This is a genomic window from Kitasatospora sp. NPDC049258 (assembly GCF_040678895.1).
Classification (GTDB): domain Bacteria; phylum Actinomycetota; class Actinomycetes; order Streptomycetales; family Streptomycetaceae; genus Kitasatospora.
This window is the reverse complement of record NZ_JBFAQT010000020.1, coordinates 37,082-54,704: the sequence shown is the minus strand read 5'-3', so window position 1 is coordinate 54,704 and position 17,623 is coordinate 37,082. Positions and strand designations below refer to the sequence as shown.

Here is a 17,623-nt window from a genome sequence, read left to right as displayed (position 1 = left end):
CCCGGATCCTAGGCTGACGGCTGCTCAGGCGGTAGGGACGGGGGCGGTGATCAGCCTGCCCTCCGGGTAGTGGGCGGCGGCCTGCGGGAGGGCTTCCGGCCGGCCGCTGCGCAGCACCGTGAGCCGGCCGGTGCCCGCGCTGCCGGCCCGGGCGGCGATCCGCCGCAGCGCCTGGGCGGCCACCGCGTCGGCGCTGCCGTACATGGTCAGGCCCGGGGCCGTCCTCGCGGCGACGGCGGTGCGGATCGCCTGCTCGACCAACTCGTAGTGGGTGCAGCCGAGGACGATCGCCGCGGTGCCGGCCGGGGTGCGGCCGGCGGCGTCGGCGACAGCGGCCGCGATCATCGCCTCGTCGCCGCACTCGACCGCGTCGGCCAGCCCGGGGCAGGCCACCTCGGTGACCTCGGCCCCGCCGGCGAACTCGGCGATCAGGGCGCGCTGGTAGGGGCTGCCGGTGGTGGCCGGGGTGGCCCAGATGGCGACCGGGCCGCCGCCCGCGGCGGCGGGCTTGATCGCCGGCACGGTGCCGATCACCGGCAGCCCGGGCTCCAGCTCCGCGCGCAGCAGCTCCAGTCCGTGCACGGAGGCGGTGTTGCAGGCGACCACCAGGGCGTCGGGGCGGTGCTCGGCGGCGGCCAGGGCGCAGGCGAGCGCGTGCTCGGCGATGTCCGCCGAGGTGCGCGGGCCCCAGGGCATACCGTCGGGGTCGTTGGAGAGCACCAGGTCGACGTCGGGACGCAGCCGACGCAGGGCCGCTGCGGCCGGGAGCAGTCCAAGTCCGGAGTCCACCAGTGCGATCTTCACAAGGCACGACTCTACTTGACCGGGCCCGGCGCCCCCGGGTGCGGCAGACTGCCGGAGTGACGGTGCTGCGCTTGGTCCCGGTGGTGTCCCTGCTGGCGTGGGTCTGGCTGACCTGCTGCCATGGCTACTTCTGGCGCACGGACCAGCGGCTGCCCGAGCGCCGCCCGCCCCGCCGGTGGCCCGCGGTGGCGGTGGTGGTCCCGGCCCGGGACGAGGCCGCGGTGCTGCCGGAGAGCCTGCCGAGCCTGCTGGCGCAGCGGTACCCGGGTGCGGCCCGGGTGATCCTGGTGGACGACCACAGTACGGACGGCACCGGCGCGCTCGCCCGGGCGCTCGGCGCGGCCGGCGGCCTGCCGCTGACCGTCACCGTCCCGCCCCCGCTGCCGGACGGCTGGACGGGCAAGCTCTGGGCGCTGCGGCACGGGGTCGCGCTGGCCGGCCCGGCGGAGTACCTGCTGCTCACCGACGCCGACATCGCGCACGGGCCCGACTCGCTGGCGGAGCTGGTGGCCGCCGCCGAGCAGCACGGCCTGGACCTGGTCTCGCAGATGGCCAAACTGCGGGTGGCCACCGGCTGGGAGCGGCTGATCGTGCCGGCCTTCGTCTACTTCTTCGCCCAGCTGTACCCGTTCCGGTGGAGCAACCGCCCGGGCTCGCGGACCGCGGCCGCGGCGGGCGGCTGCTCGCTGGTGCGGCGGGAGGCGCTGGAGCGGGCCGGCGGGGTGGCGGCGATCCGGGGTGCGGTGATCGACGACGTCTCGCTGGCCCGGGCGGTCAAGCGGGCCGGCGGCCGGACCTGGCTGGGGCTGGCCGAGCGGGTGGACAGCGTCCGCCCCTACCCGGGGCTGCGGCCGTTGTGGCGGATGGTCTCGCGCAGCGCGTACGCGCAGTTGCGGCACTCGCCGGTGCTGCTGCTCGGGACGGTGCTCGGGCTGGCGCTGGTCTACCTGGTGCCGCCGGTGGCGACGGTGGCCGGGCTGCTCGCCGGGTGGCCGGCGATGGCGGCCACTGGGGCGGCGGCCTGGGCGCTGATGGCGGGGACGTTCGCGCCGATGCTGCGGTACTACCGGCTGCCGGTGGCGGGGGCGGTGCTGCTGCCGTTCACCGCGCTGCTGTACCTGCTGATGACGGTGGACTCGGCGGTGCAGCACTGGCGCGGGCGCGGCGCGGCCTGGAAGGGGCGGACCTACTCCCGGCCGCAGGAGGGCTGAGCGCGCGGCCCGAAATGCCGGGCGCCCCAGGGGTGCAACCGCCATCATGGCCCGATGGAACGTCACCTGATCTCGCGGATCGCGCACCGCCACCACCCCGTCGCCGCCCCGCTCTTCGACGAGTCCGTCGAACGGCTGCTGGCGCGGGCGCTGCCCGGGCGGGCCGAACGGCTGCTGGACCTCGGCTGCGGGGAGGGCGCCTGGCTGCTGCGGGCGCTCGCCGCCCGGCCGTCGCTGCGGGCCGTCGGGGTGGACCTCGACGCCGAGGGCCTGACCAGGGCCAGGGAGGGTGCCGAACGGCTGGGCCTGGCCCGGCGGATCGGCCTGCACCACCAGGACGCCCGGGAGTTCGAGGCGAAGGAGCCGTTCGACGCGGTCCTGTGCATCGGCTCGACCCACGCCTTCGGCGGGCTGGCGCAGACCCTGGCCGCCGTCCGCCCGCTGCTCGCCCCGGACGGGGTGGCGGTGGTCGGCGAGGGGTACTGGCAGCGCGAGCCCGACCGGGTCTCGCTGGAGATCTTCGGCGACGGCTTCAGCGACCTGAGCGGCACCGTGGCCCGGGTGACGGCCGACGGCTGGACGCCGGTGTACGGACACGCCAGCAGCGAGGCGGAGCTGGACGAGTACGAGTTCGCCTGGACCGGCTCGCTCGCCGAATGGGCGCTGGACCACCCGGAGGATCCGGGCAGCGCCGACGCCCTCCGGGTGGCCGCCCAGCACCGCGACGAGTGGCTGGACGGCTACCGGGGCGTGTTCGGCTTCGTCACGCTGGTGCTGCGCCGCTCGGCGCCCTGATGCGTTCCGCCCGCGGCTACTTCTGGGTGCGGGTGAGGAAGTCCGCGATCAGCGGGGCGATCTCCGGCAGCCGCTCCTCCAGCGCGAAGTGGCCGGTGTCGAACAGGTGCAGTTCGGCGTCGGGCAGGTCGCGCAGGTAGGCACGGGCCCCGGGTTCGGGGAAGAAGGCGTCGCCCCGGCCCCAGACGATCAGGGTGGGCGGCTGCTCGGCGCGCAGCCAGGCCTGCCACTCGGGGTAGCGGGCGAGGTTGGCGTGGTAGTCCAGGGCCAGCTCGACCTGGATCTCCTTGCGGCCCGGGAGGTCCAGGAAGTGCTGGTCCAAGGTCCAGCCGTCGGGGGCGACGGCGCTCGGGTCGGCGGCGCCGCGCTCGTACTGGCCGCGGGTGACCTCGGCGGTGAGGATCGAGCGGACGGCCTGTTCGGCGCCCTCGACGCCGGGGCGGTTGGCGACCATCCCCCGGGCCAGGTCGGAGAGGCCCTCCAGGTAGGCGTTGCCGTTCTGGACCACCAGACCGGTGATCCACTCGGGGTGCCGGACGGCCATCCGGAAGCCGATCGGGGCGCCGAAGTCGAAGACGTACATCGCGAACCGGTCCAGCCCGAGGGCCAGGCAGAAGCCCTCCAGGACCTCGGCGAGGGTGTCGAAGCGGTAGCGGAACTTCGCCGGCGGCGGGCTGTCGCTGTGGCCGAAGCCCGGGTAGTCGGGCGCCACCAGGTGGAAGCGAACGCCCAGCGCGTCGATCAGCCGGGTGAACTGGTGCGAGGCGGAGGGGAAGCCGTGCAGCAGCAGGAGGGTGGGCGCGTCGGCCGGCCCGGCCTCGCGGTAGAACACCCGCACGCCGTCGACCTCGACCGTGCGGTGGTGGACCTGCGGGATGACGGGCTCCGGCATCTCTTCTCCCCGTGAGGTGTCGCGGACGGCAGCGCGCCGGGCCGCGGGTGGTGGTCCACCGCGGCCCGGCGCGAAGCGGTCGATCAGCGCCCGAACAGGCGCAGCGCGGTCGGCTTGGTGTACTCGTAGCGCGCCATCTGCTCGAAGTCCCGCCACCAGCGGGCCCGGCCCGAGGGGGCTTCGAGCACCTCCAGGTAGAGCTGCTCGAAGGCGGTGGTCACGCTCTCCAGCGAGAACCTGCCGACCACCCACTCCCGGCCCCAGCCGCCGAGTTCGGCCCGGCGGCCCGGGTCGTCCAGCAGCTGCTGGATCTGCCCGGCCAGGGCCTTCGGCGAACGGGAGCCGTCGCCGAAGCCGTACATGCAGCGGGAGGCGTGCGGCTCGACCAGCGGGCCCGGCTCGTGGACGGCCGTGTAGCCGGCCGCGCCGTGCACGATGACCGGTTTGGCGAAGGCCAGACCGCGCAGCGCCGAGCCGCCCATGCCGAGCACCAGGTCGGCGGCCTGGTAGGCCGGCCGTGGATCGGCCAGCTGGCCGGGGACCAGGACGGCCTCGCGGCCGAGCTCCTGGTTGACCGAGACCGCCTGGGCGCGGAGCTTGTCCAGGCTCGGGCCGGTGCCGACGACCGCCAGCCTGATCCGCGGGTCGTCCAGCAGCCGGACCGCTTCGAGGGTCAGCGCCGCGCCGGCGTCCTTCTCCAGGTCGGGCACCAGCCTGGTGACGATGGCGAGCAGCAACTCGTGCTCGGTGACGCCGTGTTGGCGGCGGAAGGCGGCGCCGTCCACCACGCCCGGCGCGTCGGTGCCGGTGTTCACCGGCGGCTCGATCAGCCGGACGTCGTGGTGCCCGAAGGCCTTGCCGTCGCCCATCAGCGCGCCGAGCCCGAGCACCAGCGGTTGGTGCCTGGGCAGGCCGCGCAGCATCCGGATCCCGTAGAAGGTGGTGACCACCGGGATCCGGCCGAGCCGGCCGGGCCCGAAGAAGGAGTTGCGGGCGGCCCGCACCTCCCAGGCGTGCAGCACCTCGGTGCCGTGCTCGGCGGCCAGCTTGCCGAGCCGGCTGCGCACCTCGCGGTGCGGGGTGTCCGGGCCGCCGGCCACCACGACCTCCAACCCGTGCCCCGCGGCCACCTCGACCAGCGGTGCCGGGCCGGCCACGCCCTGGGCGAAGAGCACCGGGTCGTGGCCTCGCGCGCGCAGCGTCCGGGCGATGTCCACCGCGTTGAGCTGGGCCCCGCCCAGCGCCAGGTTGTTCAGGTGCACCAACACCCGGACTGGTCTCACCCTCATTCCTCCCACTGGTGCGGGACGAACACCGGCGCGGCCAGCACCACGGCGCGCGGCGGGGTGTCGAGCATCGGGCCGAACACGTCGAACTGGCCGACCGAGTGCCAGCTCATCAGGGTGCCGCCGTCGGTCTTGCCGATGCTGTAGACGCCGGCCCACAGGGTGTACCGGCCGCGCGGCACCGGCAGCCGCGGGATCACGCAGGCGATCTGCCGCTCGTCGCCGGTGAGCCGGACCTCGTGGCTGATCTGGAAGATCGGGCTGGAGGTGCCCTCGCTGACGCCCAGGTGCAGGGTCGCGTCGCCGCGGTAGTCCCCCGCCAGGGTGAGCTCGACCGTCATCTGCTCGTCGGTGGTGAGGTTCTCCCGGCCCTCGCCCCGGATCGCGTGCTTGAGCAGCTGGATCGGCTCGTCGGTGCGGGTGGTGGCCTCGGACTGGGCCTCGATCGAGTCCCGGTACCCGGCCAGCGCGTCCTTGATCCCGGCGTCCACCCGGACGGTGCCCTGCTCCAGCCAGATGCCGCGCCGGCAGATCGACTGGACGGCGGGCAGGTCGTGCGAGACGAACACGATGGTGGTGCCCTGCTCGGCGACCTCGCGCATCCGGTCCAGGCAGCGCTGCTGGAAGACCGCGTCGCCGACCGCGAGCACCTCGTCGACCAGCAGCACGTGCGGCTCCAGGTACGCGGCGACCGCGAAGCCGAGCCGCATCTGCATGCCGGAGGAGTAGAACTTCACCTGCCGGTCGATCGCGCCGCCGAGCCGGGCGAACTCCACGATGTCGTCGAACCGGCCGGCCACCTCCCGGCGCTTGAGGCCGAGCAGGGCGCCGAACAGGTAGATGTTCTCCCGGCCGGTCAGGTCGGGGTGGATGCCGGCCCGGATCTCGATCAGCGCGCCGATCCGGCCGCGGACGTCGATCACCCCGGCGTACGGGTACATCACCCTGGTCAGCATCTTGAGCAGGGTCGACTTGCCCGAGCCGTTGGAACCGATCAGACCGACCGACTCGCCGGGCTCGATGTGCAGGTTGATGTCCCGCAGCGCCCAGCGCCACTCCTCGCCGCGACCGCCGCGCAGCTTGCGGGCCAGCTGCTCCACCCGGTCGCGCAGCAGCATCCGCTGCTGGTCGGCCTTGAAGCGCTTCCACACCTGCTCGGTGCGGATGGTGCCCAGCTCCCACTCACGCGACATCGGCGATCCCCGTCTCCAGCTTCTTGAACACCAGGTAGCCGCCGACCAGGTAGACCGCGGCGCTCAGGGCGGCGATCAGGGTCAGCCGCAGGTCCGGGGCCTGGCCGTACAGCAGGGCCCGGCGGTACCCCTCGATCACCGCGCCGAGCGGGTTGATCCCGCAGTAGATCTCCTGCAGTTGCAGCGGGATCCGGTCCAGCGGGTAGGCGACCGGGGTCGCGAAGACGCCCATCTGGGTGATGATCGGCAGCAGGTGCCGGACGTCGCGGAGGTAGACCACCGCGACCGCGAGCACCAGCGCCACGCCGTAGGTGAAGGCCAGCTGGATCAGCACCAGCGGGAGCACCCACAGGAAGGTGACGGCCGGTGCCGTCCAGGTCACCAGGAAGAGGATGCCGAGCACGCCGATGCCGATCAGCATGTCGACGCCGGCCACCAGCATGGTGGCGAGCGGGAAGACCTCCCGCGGGCAATAGACCTTGTTCAGCAGGCTGAGGTTGTTGGCCAGGCTGACGGCGCCCTGGTTCATCGTGTTGCTGAAGAACTGCCAGACGATCAGGCCCACATAGGCGAACAGCGGGTACGGAACGTCACCGGTCTCGATCTTCACAGCCCGGTGGAAGACCAGGGTGAAAATCGCACAGAGCGCCAGCGGGGTCAGCACCGCCCAGGCGAAGCCGAGCACCGCCTGCTTGTACCTGGCGCGCAGATCGCGCTCCGCCAGTGCGCGCACCAACTCCCGTGCGCCCCACAGCTCCTTGGCCACCTGCGCGGGCCGGAGCCGACGTTTGAACACCAGATCCGGAGGCGGACCGGCCGCGAGGCCCGCTCTGGTCTCGGTCTGGCTTCCGCGCTCGTCGATGACCTGCGCGCGTTGTCCCCCCACGGACTCCCGCCCTCTCCGGTGCCGATGTGAACGGGCCGCGCAAAACGGACGGCGCGGCCCCGATGTCCACAATGGCACAGAGTGTGCAAGGCGGTAGGTGGTTCGGTGAAGATGATCCTGGTCAGACGGTCATGGCTGTTCGATCAGACGGTCCAGCTCGGCGGGCATCCCTTCGACCCCGCCGGCCCGGCTGGGAGCGGCGCGGTAGCGGCCGTCCACCACCACGGTCGGCAGTTCGTCCACCGCGTACCGGGCGAACAGGCCGGGCACCGCGGCCACCGAGCGGTCCACCTCGGCGGAGCGGTACGCGGCGCGGAAGCCGCCCTCGTCCAACCCCTGCGCGGCGGCCCAGGCCGCGGCGAGGTCCTCGGTGGTCAGGTCCGCGTGCTCGGAGTGCACCGCGGTGAACACCTGGCGCTGCAGGCGGTCGACCGCACCGAGGCGCTCCAGGGTGTAGTAGAGCCGGGCGTGCGCCGTCTGCACCCGCTCGTCCGGGCCGCCGGTCCAGATCGCCGGGATCCGGCGCAGCGTCACCTCGCCGGTGTGCCGGGCCGCCCAGCGCTCCAGCGGCTCCTCCAACCGGGCCGAGTGCGAGCAGTCGTACCAGAAGAACTCGACCGCCTCGTGGGGCGCCGGGACCCGCAGCGGCTGGGGCAGGCCGGGGCGGGCGGCGAGCGCGCCCTCGTGCGGGTGGTCGGGCAGGGCGGCGGCGGACGGCGCGCCGAGCAGGCCGGCGGAGACGGCCAGCAGGACGGCGGAGCGGAGCAGCGTGTTCACGCCCGGCAGCCTGCCAGCCGGGCGGCGGACCGGCTGCTCCGAACACGGACGGATCCCCCGTTCGGAGCAGCACAGCCACCGGATCCGGTAACGCCGCTAGCGGCGGCGGGCGACCTGGTCGAGCAGGTGCTGCCAGGTGTCGGTGGCCTTGGCCAGGTCGAAGTGGTCCAGGGCGTGCCGGCGGGCCGCCGCGCCGAGGCCGGCGCGGTCGCCGGCCAGCACCGTGCCGAGCGCCTCGGCCAGCGCCGCCGGGTCGCCGGGCGGCACCACGGCGCCGGTGACGCCGTCGCGCACCACGTCCCGGACCCAGCCGACATCGGTGGTGACGGCGGGCAGGCCGGCCAGGGCGGCCTCGATCAGGACCCCGGGCACGCCCTCGCTGTCACTGCTCAGCAGCAGCGCGTCGGCGGCCCGGTAGAGCGGGGCCGGGTCGGCGAGCCGGCCGAGGAAGTGCGCCCGGCCGGTGGCGTCCTGGGCCTCGGCGGCCTGCCGCAGCGGGCCGTCCCCGGCCACCGCGAGGTGCACGTCGGGCAGCAGCGCGAGCGCCTCCAGCGCCAGGTCGAGCCGCTTCTCGGGGGCCAGCGCACCGATCCAGGCGACCAGCAGGCCGTGCGCCGGCAGGCCCAGCTCGGCCCGGGCGGCGCGCCGTTCGGCGTCGTCGGCGGCGGGGGCGAGCCGGTCGGCGGGGCGGCTGTTGGGGATGGTGCGGACCTTGCCGGCGGGCAGCCGGAACCGCTCCAGCAGGACCTGGCGGGCGCCGTCGGAGATCGCCGAGACGGCGGCCGCACGGTGCAGGAAGGCGCCCACCCGCAGCCGCCGGGACCAGCTGGCGGTCCAGTGCCGGGGGTCGCCGATGTTGACGTAGACGAACGGGGTGCCGGTGCCGAGCAGCCCGAGTGCGCAGGCCTGCAGGGTGCTGGAGCCGTGCGCGACCACCACGTCGGCCGCCCCGGCGGCGGCCCGCAGTGCCCGCAGGGTGGCGGGGTGGTGCCGGGACGGGCCGAGCACCGGGGCGTCGTGCCCGGCGGGGGCGTCCGGGTGCGGCTGCAGGGACCGCAGCGCGGACGGGCGGCCGCGCCGCAGCAGCTCCGCGTGCAGGTCGCGGGCGAGGTTCTGGGCGCCCCGGTGCCGGGGGTCGGTGATCAGGTGGAGGACGCGCGGCGGCGCCGGCACGGGGGCTGACATGGGCTCGACCCTGGCACAGCGGCGGGTGGCCGCGCAGCCGGTTCGGCCGATGCGGGCCCCTGATCGGTACCGATCCGGAGCCCGACCTCGCCGATTCCCTGGCGGACACCCCTTCCGGCCTGGAATGCTGAGCCGCAGTCAGGCGCGGTCGGCAGGGAGGTCGGCGGCGCCCAGGGGTTCCCCCGGGGGGTTGCGGCTGTGCATGTGCTCTATGTGATCGACAGCGTCAGCCGGGTCGGCGGTGCCGAACAGGGGCTGGTGGCGATGGCGCCACAGCTGGTCCGGGCCGGTGTCCGGCTCGATGTGGCGTATCTGAAGGAGTCCCCGGGCGGCTTCCAGCCGGAGCTGGCCGCGGCCGGGGCGACGGTGTTCGGCGTGCACCGGTCGAGCCGGGCGGGGCGGGTGGCCGGGCTGCGTGCGCTGGTCCGCGAGCGCCGGCCGGAGCTGGTGCACACCACGCTCTACGAGTCGGACGTGCTGGGCCGCGCGGCGGCGCTGTCGGCCGGCACCCCGGTGGTGTCCAGCCTGGTCAACTCGTCGTACGGGCCGGAGCACCTGCACGCCCGCGGGCTGAACCCGTGGAAGGTGCGGGCGGCGCAGGCCGTGGACGCGGTGACCGCGCAGGGCACCCGCCGGTTCCACGCGCTGACCGAGCACGTGGCCCAGGCGATGGCCGCCCGGCTGCGGGTCTCGCGGGAGCGGATCGACGTGGTGCCGCGCGGCCGGGATCCTCAGCTGCTGGGCTCGGTCACCCCCGAGCGCCGGGCGGCGGTCCGGGCCGCCCTGGGCCTGCCGGACGAGGTGCCGGTGGTGCTGGCGGCGGCCCGCCAGCAGTACCAGAAGGGGCTGGACGTCCTGCTGGAGGCCTGGCCCGCGGTGCGCCGGCACACCCCGGAGGCGGTGCTGCTGCTGGCCGGTAGCGACGGGGCGGAGACGCCGCGGCTGAGACAGCTCGCCGAGGCGGCCGGGCAGGTGGTCTTCCTCGGTGCCCGCGGGGACGTGTTCGACCTGATGGCCGCCGCCGACGCGTTCGCCGTGCCGTCCCGCTGGGAGGGGCTGGGCAGCGCGGCGATGGAGGCGATGGGCGTCGGGGTGCCGCTGGTCTGCTCGGACGTGCCGGCGCTGCGCGAGACGGTCGGCTCGGAGGACTACGCGACGCTGGTGCCGCCGGAGCGCCCGGCCGAACTGGCCGCCGCGCTGATCGACACCCTCGACGACGCGGCCGCCGCCGCGGTGCGGGTGAAGGCCGCCCGGGCCCGCTTCCTGACCTGCTTCACCCTGCACCACGTGTCGGCGCGGATGGTGGAGTTCTACGAGCGTTCGCTGCACCGGCGCACACCCTGACGGACCGTCGAATCCGGACATAGCGGCAGCAACCGCCAGGCCCGGCCCAAGCTTCCCGTAACGGCCTGCGTCAGAATGGTGAAAGTGCTTGCGCCGCAGGTCCGGGACGGCAAGCATCACTGTCGGGGGCCTGTGGATCGTCGGGGGGACGGTGCCGGGTACGCTCCGGGCCGACCACGCCCGGGAGGGGCGATGCCGTCAGGGGGGCTGATGACACCACAGCCGATTCCGCACCAGCCGCCGCGGGTCCCGTCACCGGACGGAGCCTCGCGGCCGACGCCGTTTGGGCGCCCGGTCGCGGCCCCGAGCCACCTCGCCCCGGCGTTACGCCCGACGGGCTGACCACCAGTACGTACCGCCCGGCTCGCCGGGCAGGCCCGCACCAGTGCGCGCCGCCGATGCCTGGCGGGTGCGGGCCGACCGCCACGCCAGGCGCCTGCACCACGAACGCGAGGGGATCCAACCGGTGGAACCGGCTAACCACTTCACCGTCCTGCGCCGCTACTGGCGACTGCTGGCCGGTTGCACCGCGGCCGCGCTGCTGGTGGGCTTCCTGCTCACCCCGGCCGGTGACGCCGTGGACACGGCCAAGTGGCAGTGCAAAGCAGCCATAACGCCGGTCGCCGGCTCCGGCGACGTGGTCAAGGCCGACCAGGTGCTGTCCTACGCCCAGGGTTCGGAGGTCGCCAACGCCGCGGCCAAGAAGCTCAACCTGCCGATGGCGTCGGTGACCGGTCGCCGGACCGTCACCGCGGCCGGCACCCAGATGCTGGTCTTCGCGACCACCGGTCCGACCCAGCAGTCCTGCATGGACCTGGCCGGGGCGCTGGCGAACGCCACCGTCGACGGCTACAGCGCCGAGACCCAGAAGAGCGCCGACGAGCAGATCAAGCGGGCCCAGGAGCAGCTGAAGACCCAGCAGGCGCAGATCGACGACCTGCAGCGGGCCGCCTCCAAGGCGAGCGGCGCGGACCAGGCCCGGCTGAAGCCGCAGCTGGACGCGGCCACCAACGAGCTGACCGAGACGCTGAAGCGGATCACCACGCTGCGCTCCACCTCGCAGACCGACGCCATCCAGCAGTGGGGCTCGATCGACGCCAAGGAGACCGGCGGCAGCCTGCTCAGCTCCCCCAGCCGGGGCCTGCGGCTCACCCTCGCCGTGGTGCTCGGCCTCGCGCTCGGCGTGGTCGCCGCGCTGATGCTCAGCCGGATGGACACCCGGCTGCGCGGCCGCAACAGCACCGAGGAGGCGTTCAACCTCCCGGTGATAGGCGAGATCCCGCTGCTCTCGCGCCGGCTGCGGCGCACCCGCGAGCCGCTGGTGGTGGCCCGGCCGTCCGATCCGGGCGCCGAGGCGTACCGCTCGCTGCGCTCGACCCTGCTGCTGACCGGTCCGGCCTCGCTGTCCGCGCAGTTCGGCGAGGGCGGGATCTCGCAGGCCGAGCGGGTCTCCCGGCGGCTGGCCGAGCCGTCCCCGGTGATCCTGGTGATGTCCGGGCGCAGCGGCGACGGCCGGACCACCACGGTGGCCAACCTGGCGGCGGCGCTGGCCGAGACCGGCCGCGAGGTGCTGGTGCTGGACTGCGACTTCCGCAGCCCGCAGGCGCACGTCCACTTCGGGATCAGCGACGGCCCCGGCATGGCCGAGCTGCTCAGCGGCGAGCAACTGCCCAACCTGGACGACCTGATCCGCCGCACCAACGTGGACGGCGTCCGGCTGATCACCGGCGGCAACACCAACGCGTACCCGGCGGCGCTGGTGCTGCGCGCGGGCGAGGTGCTGCGCCGGGCCCGCCGGCATGCGGACGTGGTGCTGATCGACAGCTCCCCGCTGCTGCACGCCAACGACGCCTACGACCTGGTGCAGCACGCCGACGCGGTGCTGGTGACCGTGATGGCGGGCAATGTGAAGCCCGAACAGGCCGACCGGGTCAGCGAGTTGCTCTCGCGCACCGGCGTGCCGGTGGCCGGCGTGGCCCTGCTGGGCACCGACGGCCCGTCCGGCCGCCGGGCCCGGGAGGCGGTGCGGGTGGTCACCACGGTCGGCGGCCGGGCCGGCGGTCCGGCCGCGGCGGCGGCCACGGCGGCCCCGGCCGCCGCGCAGCCGGCCGCCGGGGCCCGGGCGGCGGAGGACCCGGACCCGCCGACCGGCCCGAGCTGGGCCCGGCGGCGGGCGGCCGAGACCCCGGCCGAGACCACCATGCAGCTGCGCCTGAACGAGGACCTGTGAGCACGGCGCCCGGGCGGACCCGGGTGCTCTGGCTGGCCAAGGGCCTGGGCCGGGGCGGCGCCGAGCAGTTGCTGGTCAACTGCGCCCGGCACGCGGACACCTCACGGTACGAGATCGAGGTGGCCTACGTGCTGCCGTGGAAGGACGCGCTGGTGCCCGCCCTGGAGCAGGCCGGGGTGCGCACGCACTGCCTCGGCGGCGCCCCCGGGGCGCTCTGGCCATGGCGGCTGCGGCAGTTGCTGGCCGAGCGGCGCTACGGCCTGGTGCACTCGCACATGCCGATCCCGGCGGTGGCGGCCCGGCTGCTCTCGTTCGGGCCGCGCGGCCCGCGGCTGGTGCACACCGAGCACAACGTCTGGGAGCGCTACCGGACGGCCACCCGCTGGGCCAACACGCTGACCTACCGGCGCAACGACGCGGTGGTCGCGGTCTCGCACGCGGTGGCGGCCACCATCACCCGCCGCCGGCCGGGGGCCGGCTGGGTGAGCGTGGTGCACCACGGGCCGGATCTGGCCGGCGCCCCGACCGGGCCGGCCGCCCGGGCCGCGGCCCGGGCCGAGCTCGGGCTGCCGGCCGACGCGGTGGTGATCGGCACGGTGGGCAATCTGACCCCGAAGAAGGACCAGGCGACGCTGCTGAGCGCGTTCGCCCGGCTGCGCGCGGAGCAGCCGGACACCGCGCTGGTGCTGATCGGCGCCGGTCCGCTGGAGGCCCAGTTGAAGGCGCAGGCAGGTGAAGGAGTTGTGTTCGCCGGTTCCCGCCCCGATGTGCCCGCACTGCTGGCAGGCTTGGACGTGTTCACCCTGAGCTCCCGCCAGGAGGGCCTTCCGGTCGCCCTGATGGAGGCGATGACCAGCGGGCTTCCGTCCGTGGTCACCAGGGTCGGCGGAATGCCGGAGGTGCTCGACGACGGCGAGCAGGGCTTCCTGGTGCCGCCGGGCGATCCGGCCGCGCTGGCCGGCGCCCTGGGTCGGCTGACGGCCGACGAACAGCTGCGCCGGCGGCTCGGCGCGGCCGCCCTGGACCGCTCGAAGTCCTTCGACGTGGCCGGGGCCCAGCAGGCCATCGAGCAGGTGTACGCGCAGGTGCTGGAGCGCTGAGCGCCCGGCCCACCGGAAGGGATCGACCACCCCCGTGACCACCCCGTCCGACGAGCCGTCAGCAGCTGGCGAGCTGACCGTCCGTCCGCTCACCGAGGCCGACACCCCGGCCGTGCTGGAGCTGCTCACGGCCTCTCTGGCCGGCGGCCCGACCGGCACCCGCAGTGCGGACTTCTTCGACTGGAAACACCGGCACAACCCGTTCGGGAGCAGCCCGGGCCTGCTGGCCGAGACCGCGGACGGACGGGTCGTCGGGGTCCGGCTGTTCCTGCGCTGGCAGTGGCACGCCGACGGTCGGACGGTCCACGCGGTCCGCCCGGTGGACACCGCCACCCACCCGGACTTCCAGGGCCGGGGCATCTTCCGCCGGCTCACCGTCGGCCTGCTGGAGCAGGTCGCCGACGACACCGAGCTGGTCTTCAACACCCCGAACGCCAACAGCCTGCCCGGCTACCTCCGGATGGGCTGGCGGGTGGTCGGCAAGGTCCCGATCGCGCTGCGGATCGCCCGCCCGGCAGCCTTCGCGCTGGGCGCCCGGGCCGCACTGACCCGCCGGGCCGCGGCGGCCCGGCGACCGCTGCGCTGCGCGCTGCCCACCGCGGCCGAGTGGTTCGACCGCCCGCCGGCCGGGCTGCCGGAGCTGCTCGCCGAGCGGGCCCAGGCGGACGCGGCCGACCACCGGCAGTCCGTCCTGCGCACCGAGTCCTTCCTGCGCTGGCGCTACGGCGACGCGCCGGGCCTCGACTACCGGGTGCTGACCTGCGAGCGCGGCGGGGAGCTGGCCGGGGTCGCCTTCGGCCGGCCCCGGCGGCGCGGCCCGCTCACCGAGTTCACCCTCGCCGACGTGCTGGTGCGGCCGGGCGACCGGGGCACCGCGGCCCGGCTGCTGCGGGCGGCCGCCGCGGCCGGCTGCGACCACGCCGCCACCCACCTCTCCCCCGGCACCGAGGCCGCCGCGGCAGCGCTGCGCGGCGGCTACCTGACCGCGCCGCGGACCGGCATGACGCTGGCCGCCCGCGGCCCCAAGGGCCCGCTGCCCGCCGAACGCACCCTGGCCGACTGGCGGTTCAGCCTGGGCGACCTGGAGGTCTTCTGATGGACCGTCCGTCGGCCGCCAGCGGGCGGCCGGACCTGCGCGCGCTCGCCGAACGGGTGCACTGGCCCACCGTGGTGGCCGTGGGCGCGGTCGTCGGCTACGTCACGCTGTTCGTGGTGGCGATGGTGCACACCAGTTACGACACCTGGGGTGCGCTGCTGGTGGCCCCCGCGCTGATGGCGATCGGCACCCCGATCCTGGCCCGGGTGGCGGCCGCCAACCCCGAGCGGGGCATCTTCAAGCTGCTGATGCTGGCGATGGGCCTGAAGCTGTTCTGCGCCTTCCCGCGCTACCTGATGGCCTTCGTGCTCTACGGCGGCGCGGCGGACGCGAAGATGTACCACCAGAAGGGCAGCGCGCTGGCGCTGTACCTGGACAACACCGACCTGCTGTCCCAGGGCGTGCACTACGACCTGGGGATGAAGGTGGCCGGCACCGGCTTCGTCATCATCGTCACCGGGGTGGTGTACGCGATCACCGGCCCGACCCTGGTCGGCGGGTTCCTGGTGTTCTCCTGGATGGGCTTCTGGGGGCTGCTGCTGTTCTGGCGGGCGGTGCAGATCGCCTTCCCGGAGGCGGACTCCCGGCGGTACGCCAAGCTGGTCTTCTTCCTGCCCTCGCTGCTGTTCTGGCCGTCCAGCATCGGCAAGGACGCCTGGATGATGCTCTGTCTGGGCCTGACCACCTACGGGGTGGCCCGGCTGCTGGACCGCCGGTTCGGCGCCTTCGTCTGCATCGCGCTCGGCTCGCTGGGCACCGCGATGGTCCGCCCGCACGTCACCGTGCTGGCCGGCGCCGGTCTCTCGGTGGCGTACGTGCTGCGCAAGCGGCCGCAGCAGGTGAGCGCGCTCGGGCCGCTGCGCACCATCCTGTCGGTGGTGGTGATGGGTGCCGGTGTGATGCTGATGCTGCAGCAGGTCTCCACCTTCTTCGGGACCGAGGGCACCAGCGGGGACAGCATCAACCACGTGCTGTCCGAGACCTCCCGGCGGACCTCGCAGGGCTCCTCGATGATCAATGCGGCGCCGCCGGAGGACGCCGCCCCGCAGTTCAGCCTGAATCCGGCGGGGCTGCCGGTGGCGGTGATCAGCGTGCTGTTCCGGCCGTTCCCGTTCGAGGCCTCCAACATCCAGAACCTGATCCAGTCGGTGGAGTGCTTCGCCCTGCTGATCATGTTCATCCGGAGCTGGCCGCACCTGCGCCAGCTGCCCCGGCTCTTCCTGCAACGCTCGTACATCGCCTACACGGTGGTCTACACCCTGCTGTTCTGCTGGGCCTTCTCCACCATCAACAACATGGGCATCCTGTCCCGCGAGCGGGTGCAGGTGCTGCCGCTGTTCCTGGTGCTGCTGGCCGTGCCCCGGTCGGAGTCGGCCCGGGCGACGCCGGCCCGGCGCTCCCGGGCGCCGGTCTGGCGGGTGCAGCCCGGGCAGTGGGGCGACCGCGGCGCGGGCGCCGTGCCCCATGAACACCCGGCCCGCGTCGGCGGGCCGGACTCACCACCTCGACCCAGGGGGGATCGAACCGAATGACCACCACCGACCTCGCACTGCCCGCCGCCCTCGGCGGCACCCCGGCCTTCCCGGACGGACTGCCGCTGACCCGTGTGCAGGTACCGGACCGCGAGGCCCTGCTGCAACGCCTCGGCGCGGTACTGGACAGCGGCCAGCTCACCAACGGCCCGACCGTGCGCGAGCTGGAGCAGCGGGCGGCCGAACTGCTCGACGTGCCGCACGTGGTGGCCGTCTCCAACTGCACCGCGGGCCTGATGCTGGTGCTCCAGGCGGCCGGCGTCGGGCAGGGGCGCCCGGTGGTGATGCCCGGGTTCACCTTCTCGGCCACCGCGCACGCGGCGCACTGGGCCGGCGGCACCCCGGTGTTCGCCGAGGCCAGGGAGCAGGACATCACCCTGGACGTGGCCGACGCCGAGGCCCGGCTGAAGGCGGCCGACCGGCCGGCCGCGCTGATGGCCACCCACGTCTACGGCACCCCCTGCCAGGTGGAGGGGCTCCAGGCGGTCGCGGACGCGGCCGGGGTGCCGCTGGTCTACGACTCGGCGCACGGGTTCGGCAGCCGCCGCAAGGGCGTGCCGATCGGCAACTTCGGCCTGGCCGAGGTGTTCTCGATGAGCCCGACCAAGGTGGCCGTGGCGGGCGAGGGCGGTCTGGTGGCCACCCGCGACGCCGCGCTCGCCCAGACCCTGCGCACCGGCCGGGACTACGGCAACCCCGGCGACTACAACACGCTCTTCCCCGGCCTGAACGCCCGGATGAGCGAGCTGCACGCCGCCGTCGGCCTGACCTGGCTGGCCGAGCTGCCCGCCCGGGTGGCCCACCGGGGCGCGCTGGTCGAGGAGTTCGCGGCCGTGGTGGCGGGCCTGCCCGGGCTGCGGCTGGCCCTGCCGGAGGCCGGCGACGTGTCGACCTTCAAGGACCTGACGCTGATCCTGGACGCGGAGGTGTTCGGCCTGTCGTCCTCGGAGCTGGCCGGCGCGCTCAAGGCCGAGGGCATCGACACCCGGCGCTACTTCCACCCGCCGGTGCAGCGGCAGCAGTCGTACGCCCACCTGGGCCAGGCCGAGGACCTGCCGGTGACCGACCGGCTGGCCGACTCGGTGCTGACCGTGCCGCTGTGGACCCAGATGGACGCGGCGACGGTGCGCCGGGTGGCCGAGGCCGTGCTGCGGATCCAGCCGTACGCGGAGCGCCTGCGCGCCGCCGGGAGCTGAGCCCGGCCGGCGGTGCCGCCGTCGCCCCCGACTGCCGGCGGCACCGCCGTTCGAGGCACGAACACCGGGCCGGGCTTAGCCGGTTCAGGTGAACTC

At 74.6% G+C, this 17,623-nt stretch carries 15 protein-coding genes; 8 read left to right on the top strand and 7 right to left on the bottom strand.

Annotated features, from left to right (window positions below):
* Positions 1-24: 24 nt before the first annotated feature.
* Entirely contained in the window at positions 25-804 is a 780-nt protein-coding gene (locus AB0K43_RS18865) for an aspartate/glutamate racemase family protein (protein WP_363641075.1), read from the bottom strand.
* A 56-nt stretch (positions 805-860) separates the two neighbouring features.
* Here AB0K43_RS18865 and AB0K43_RS18860 point away from each other — a divergent pair, with 56 nt between their 5' ends.
* Positions 861-2,015, top strand: coding sequence for a glycosyltransferase (locus AB0K43_RS18860; RefSeq protein ID WP_363641073.1), 1,155 nt, complete (start codon positions 861-863; stop codon positions 2,013-2,015).
* 54 nt (positions 2,016-2,069) lie between these two features.
* Positions 2,070-2,810, top strand: a complete 741-nt coding sequence (locus tag AB0K43_RS18855; RefSeq protein ID WP_363641071.1) for a class I SAM-dependent methyltransferase — start codon at positions 2,070-2,072, stop codon at positions 2,808-2,810.
* A 16-nt stretch (positions 2,811-2,826) separates the two neighbouring features.
* On the opposite strand, the gene AB0K43_RS18850 is transcribed toward AB0K43_RS18855, so the two are convergent.
* The 6 genes from AB0K43_RS18850 to AB0K43_RS18825 form a co-directional block, all read right to left on the bottom strand.
* The gene (locus AB0K43_RS18850) at positions 2,827-3,702 is read right to left on the bottom strand and encodes an alpha/beta hydrolase (protein ID WP_363641069.1); all 876 of its coding nucleotides are present in this window, start codon (positions 3,700-3,702) and stop codon (positions 2,827-2,829) included.
* A gap of 83 nt (positions 3,703-3,785) precedes the next feature.
* Entirely contained in the window at positions 3,786-4,985 is a 1,200-nt protein-coding gene (locus AB0K43_RS18845) for a glycosyltransferase (RefSeq protein ID WP_363641067.1), read from the bottom strand.
* Between the two features lie 2 nt (positions 4,986-4,987).
* Positions 4,988-6,181: an ABC transporter ATP-binding protein gene (locus tag AB0K43_RS18840; protein ID WP_363641065.1), complete on the bottom strand. Its 1,194-nt coding sequence runs from the start codon at positions 6,179-6,181 to the stop codon at positions 4,988-4,990.
* Positions 6,171-6,977, bottom strand: a complete 807-nt coding sequence (locus tag AB0K43_RS18835) for an ABC transporter permease (RefSeq protein ID WP_363641063.1) — start codon at positions 6,975-6,977, stop codon at positions 6,171-6,173. The genes AB0K43_RS18840 and AB0K43_RS18835 overlap by 11 nt, the downstream gene beginning before the upstream one ends.
* Positions 6,978-7,196: 219 nt before the next feature.
* A complete protein-coding gene (locus AB0K43_RS18830) occupies positions 7,197-7,844 on the bottom strand; it encodes a thiol:disulfide interchange protein DsbA/DsbL (protein ID WP_363641061.1) in 648 nt (215 codons plus the stop codon).
* 96 nt (positions 7,845-7,940) lie between these two features.
* The gene (locus AB0K43_RS18825) at positions 7,941-9,029 is read right to left on the bottom strand and encodes a glycosyltransferase (protein WP_363641059.1); all 1,089 of its coding nucleotides are present in this window, start codon (positions 9,027-9,029) and stop codon (positions 7,941-7,943) included.
* 198 nt (positions 9,030-9,227) lie between these two features.
* On the opposite strand from AB0K43_RS18825, the gene AB0K43_RS18820 reads away from it, so the two are divergent.
* The 6 genes from AB0K43_RS18820 to AB0K43_RS18795 all read left to right on the top strand — a co-directional run bounded on the left by AB0K43_RS18820 (position 9,228) and on the right by AB0K43_RS18795 (position 17,527).
* A complete protein-coding gene (locus AB0K43_RS18820; RefSeq protein ID WP_363641057.1) occupies positions 9,228-10,373 on the top strand; it encodes a glycosyltransferase family 4 protein in 1,146 nt (381 codons plus the stop codon).
* A gap of 466 nt (positions 10,374-10,839) precedes the next feature.
* Complete coding sequence (locus AB0K43_RS18815; protein ID WP_363641055.1) at positions 10,840-12,603, top strand: AAA family ATPase; 1,764 nt, start codon at positions 10,840-10,842, stop codon at positions 12,601-12,603.
* Entirely contained in the window at positions 12,600-13,703 is a 1,104-nt protein-coding gene (locus AB0K43_RS18810) for a glycosyltransferase (RefSeq protein ID WP_363641053.1), read from the top strand. Before AB0K43_RS18815 ends, AB0K43_RS18810 begins: the two co-directional genes overlap by 4 nt.
* Before the next feature lie 34 nt (positions 13,704-13,737).
* Entirely contained in the window at positions 13,738-14,799 is a 1,062-nt protein-coding gene (locus AB0K43_RS18805; RefSeq protein ID WP_363641051.1) for a GNAT family N-acetyltransferase, read from the top strand.
* On the top strand, positions 14,799-16,331 hold the full coding sequence (locus AB0K43_RS18800; RefSeq protein WP_363641049.1) for a hypothetical protein: 1,533 nt from the start codon (positions 14,799-14,801) through the stop codon (positions 16,329-16,331). The genes AB0K43_RS18805 and AB0K43_RS18800 overlap by 1 nt, the downstream gene beginning before the upstream one ends.
* Positions 16,328-17,527 carry a DegT/DnrJ/EryC1/StrS family aminotransferase gene (locus AB0K43_RS18795; protein ID WP_363641047.1) on the top strand — a complete coding sequence of 400 codons (1,200 nt, stop codon included), beginning with the start codon at positions 16,328-16,330 and terminating at the stop codon, positions 17,525-17,527. Before AB0K43_RS18800 ends, AB0K43_RS18795 begins: the two co-directional genes overlap by 4 nt.
* Positions 17,528-17,623: the final 96 nt, after the last annotated feature.

What these genes read in the sequence shown, in the direction of transcription:
- AB0K43_RS18855 (WP_363641071.1), top strand. Translation starts at nt 2,070, where the DNA reads ATGGAACGTCACCTGATCTCGCGGATCGCGCACCGCCACCACCCCGTC.
- AB0K43_RS18795 (WP_363641047.1), top strand. Translation starts at nt 16,328, where the DNA reads ATGACCACCACCGACCTCGCACTGCCCGCCGCCCTCGGCGGCACCCCG.
- AB0K43_RS18800 (WP_363641049.1), top strand. Translation starts at nt 14,799, where the DNA reads ATGGACCGTCCGTCGGCCGCCAGCGGGCGGCCGGACCTGCGCGCGCTC.
- AB0K43_RS18840 (WP_363641065.1), bottom strand. Translation starts at nt 6,181, where the DNA reads ATGTCGCGTGAGTGGGAGCTGGGCACCATCCGCACCGAGCAGGTGTGG.
- AB0K43_RS18850 (WP_363641069.1), bottom strand. Translation starts at nt 3,702, where the DNA reads ATGCCGGAGCCCGTCATCCCGCAGGTCCACCACCGCACGGTCGAGGTC.
- AB0K43_RS18825 (WP_363641059.1), bottom strand. Translation starts at nt 9,029, where the DNA reads ATGTCAGCCCCCGTGCCGGCGCCGCCGCGCGTCCTCCACCTGATCACC.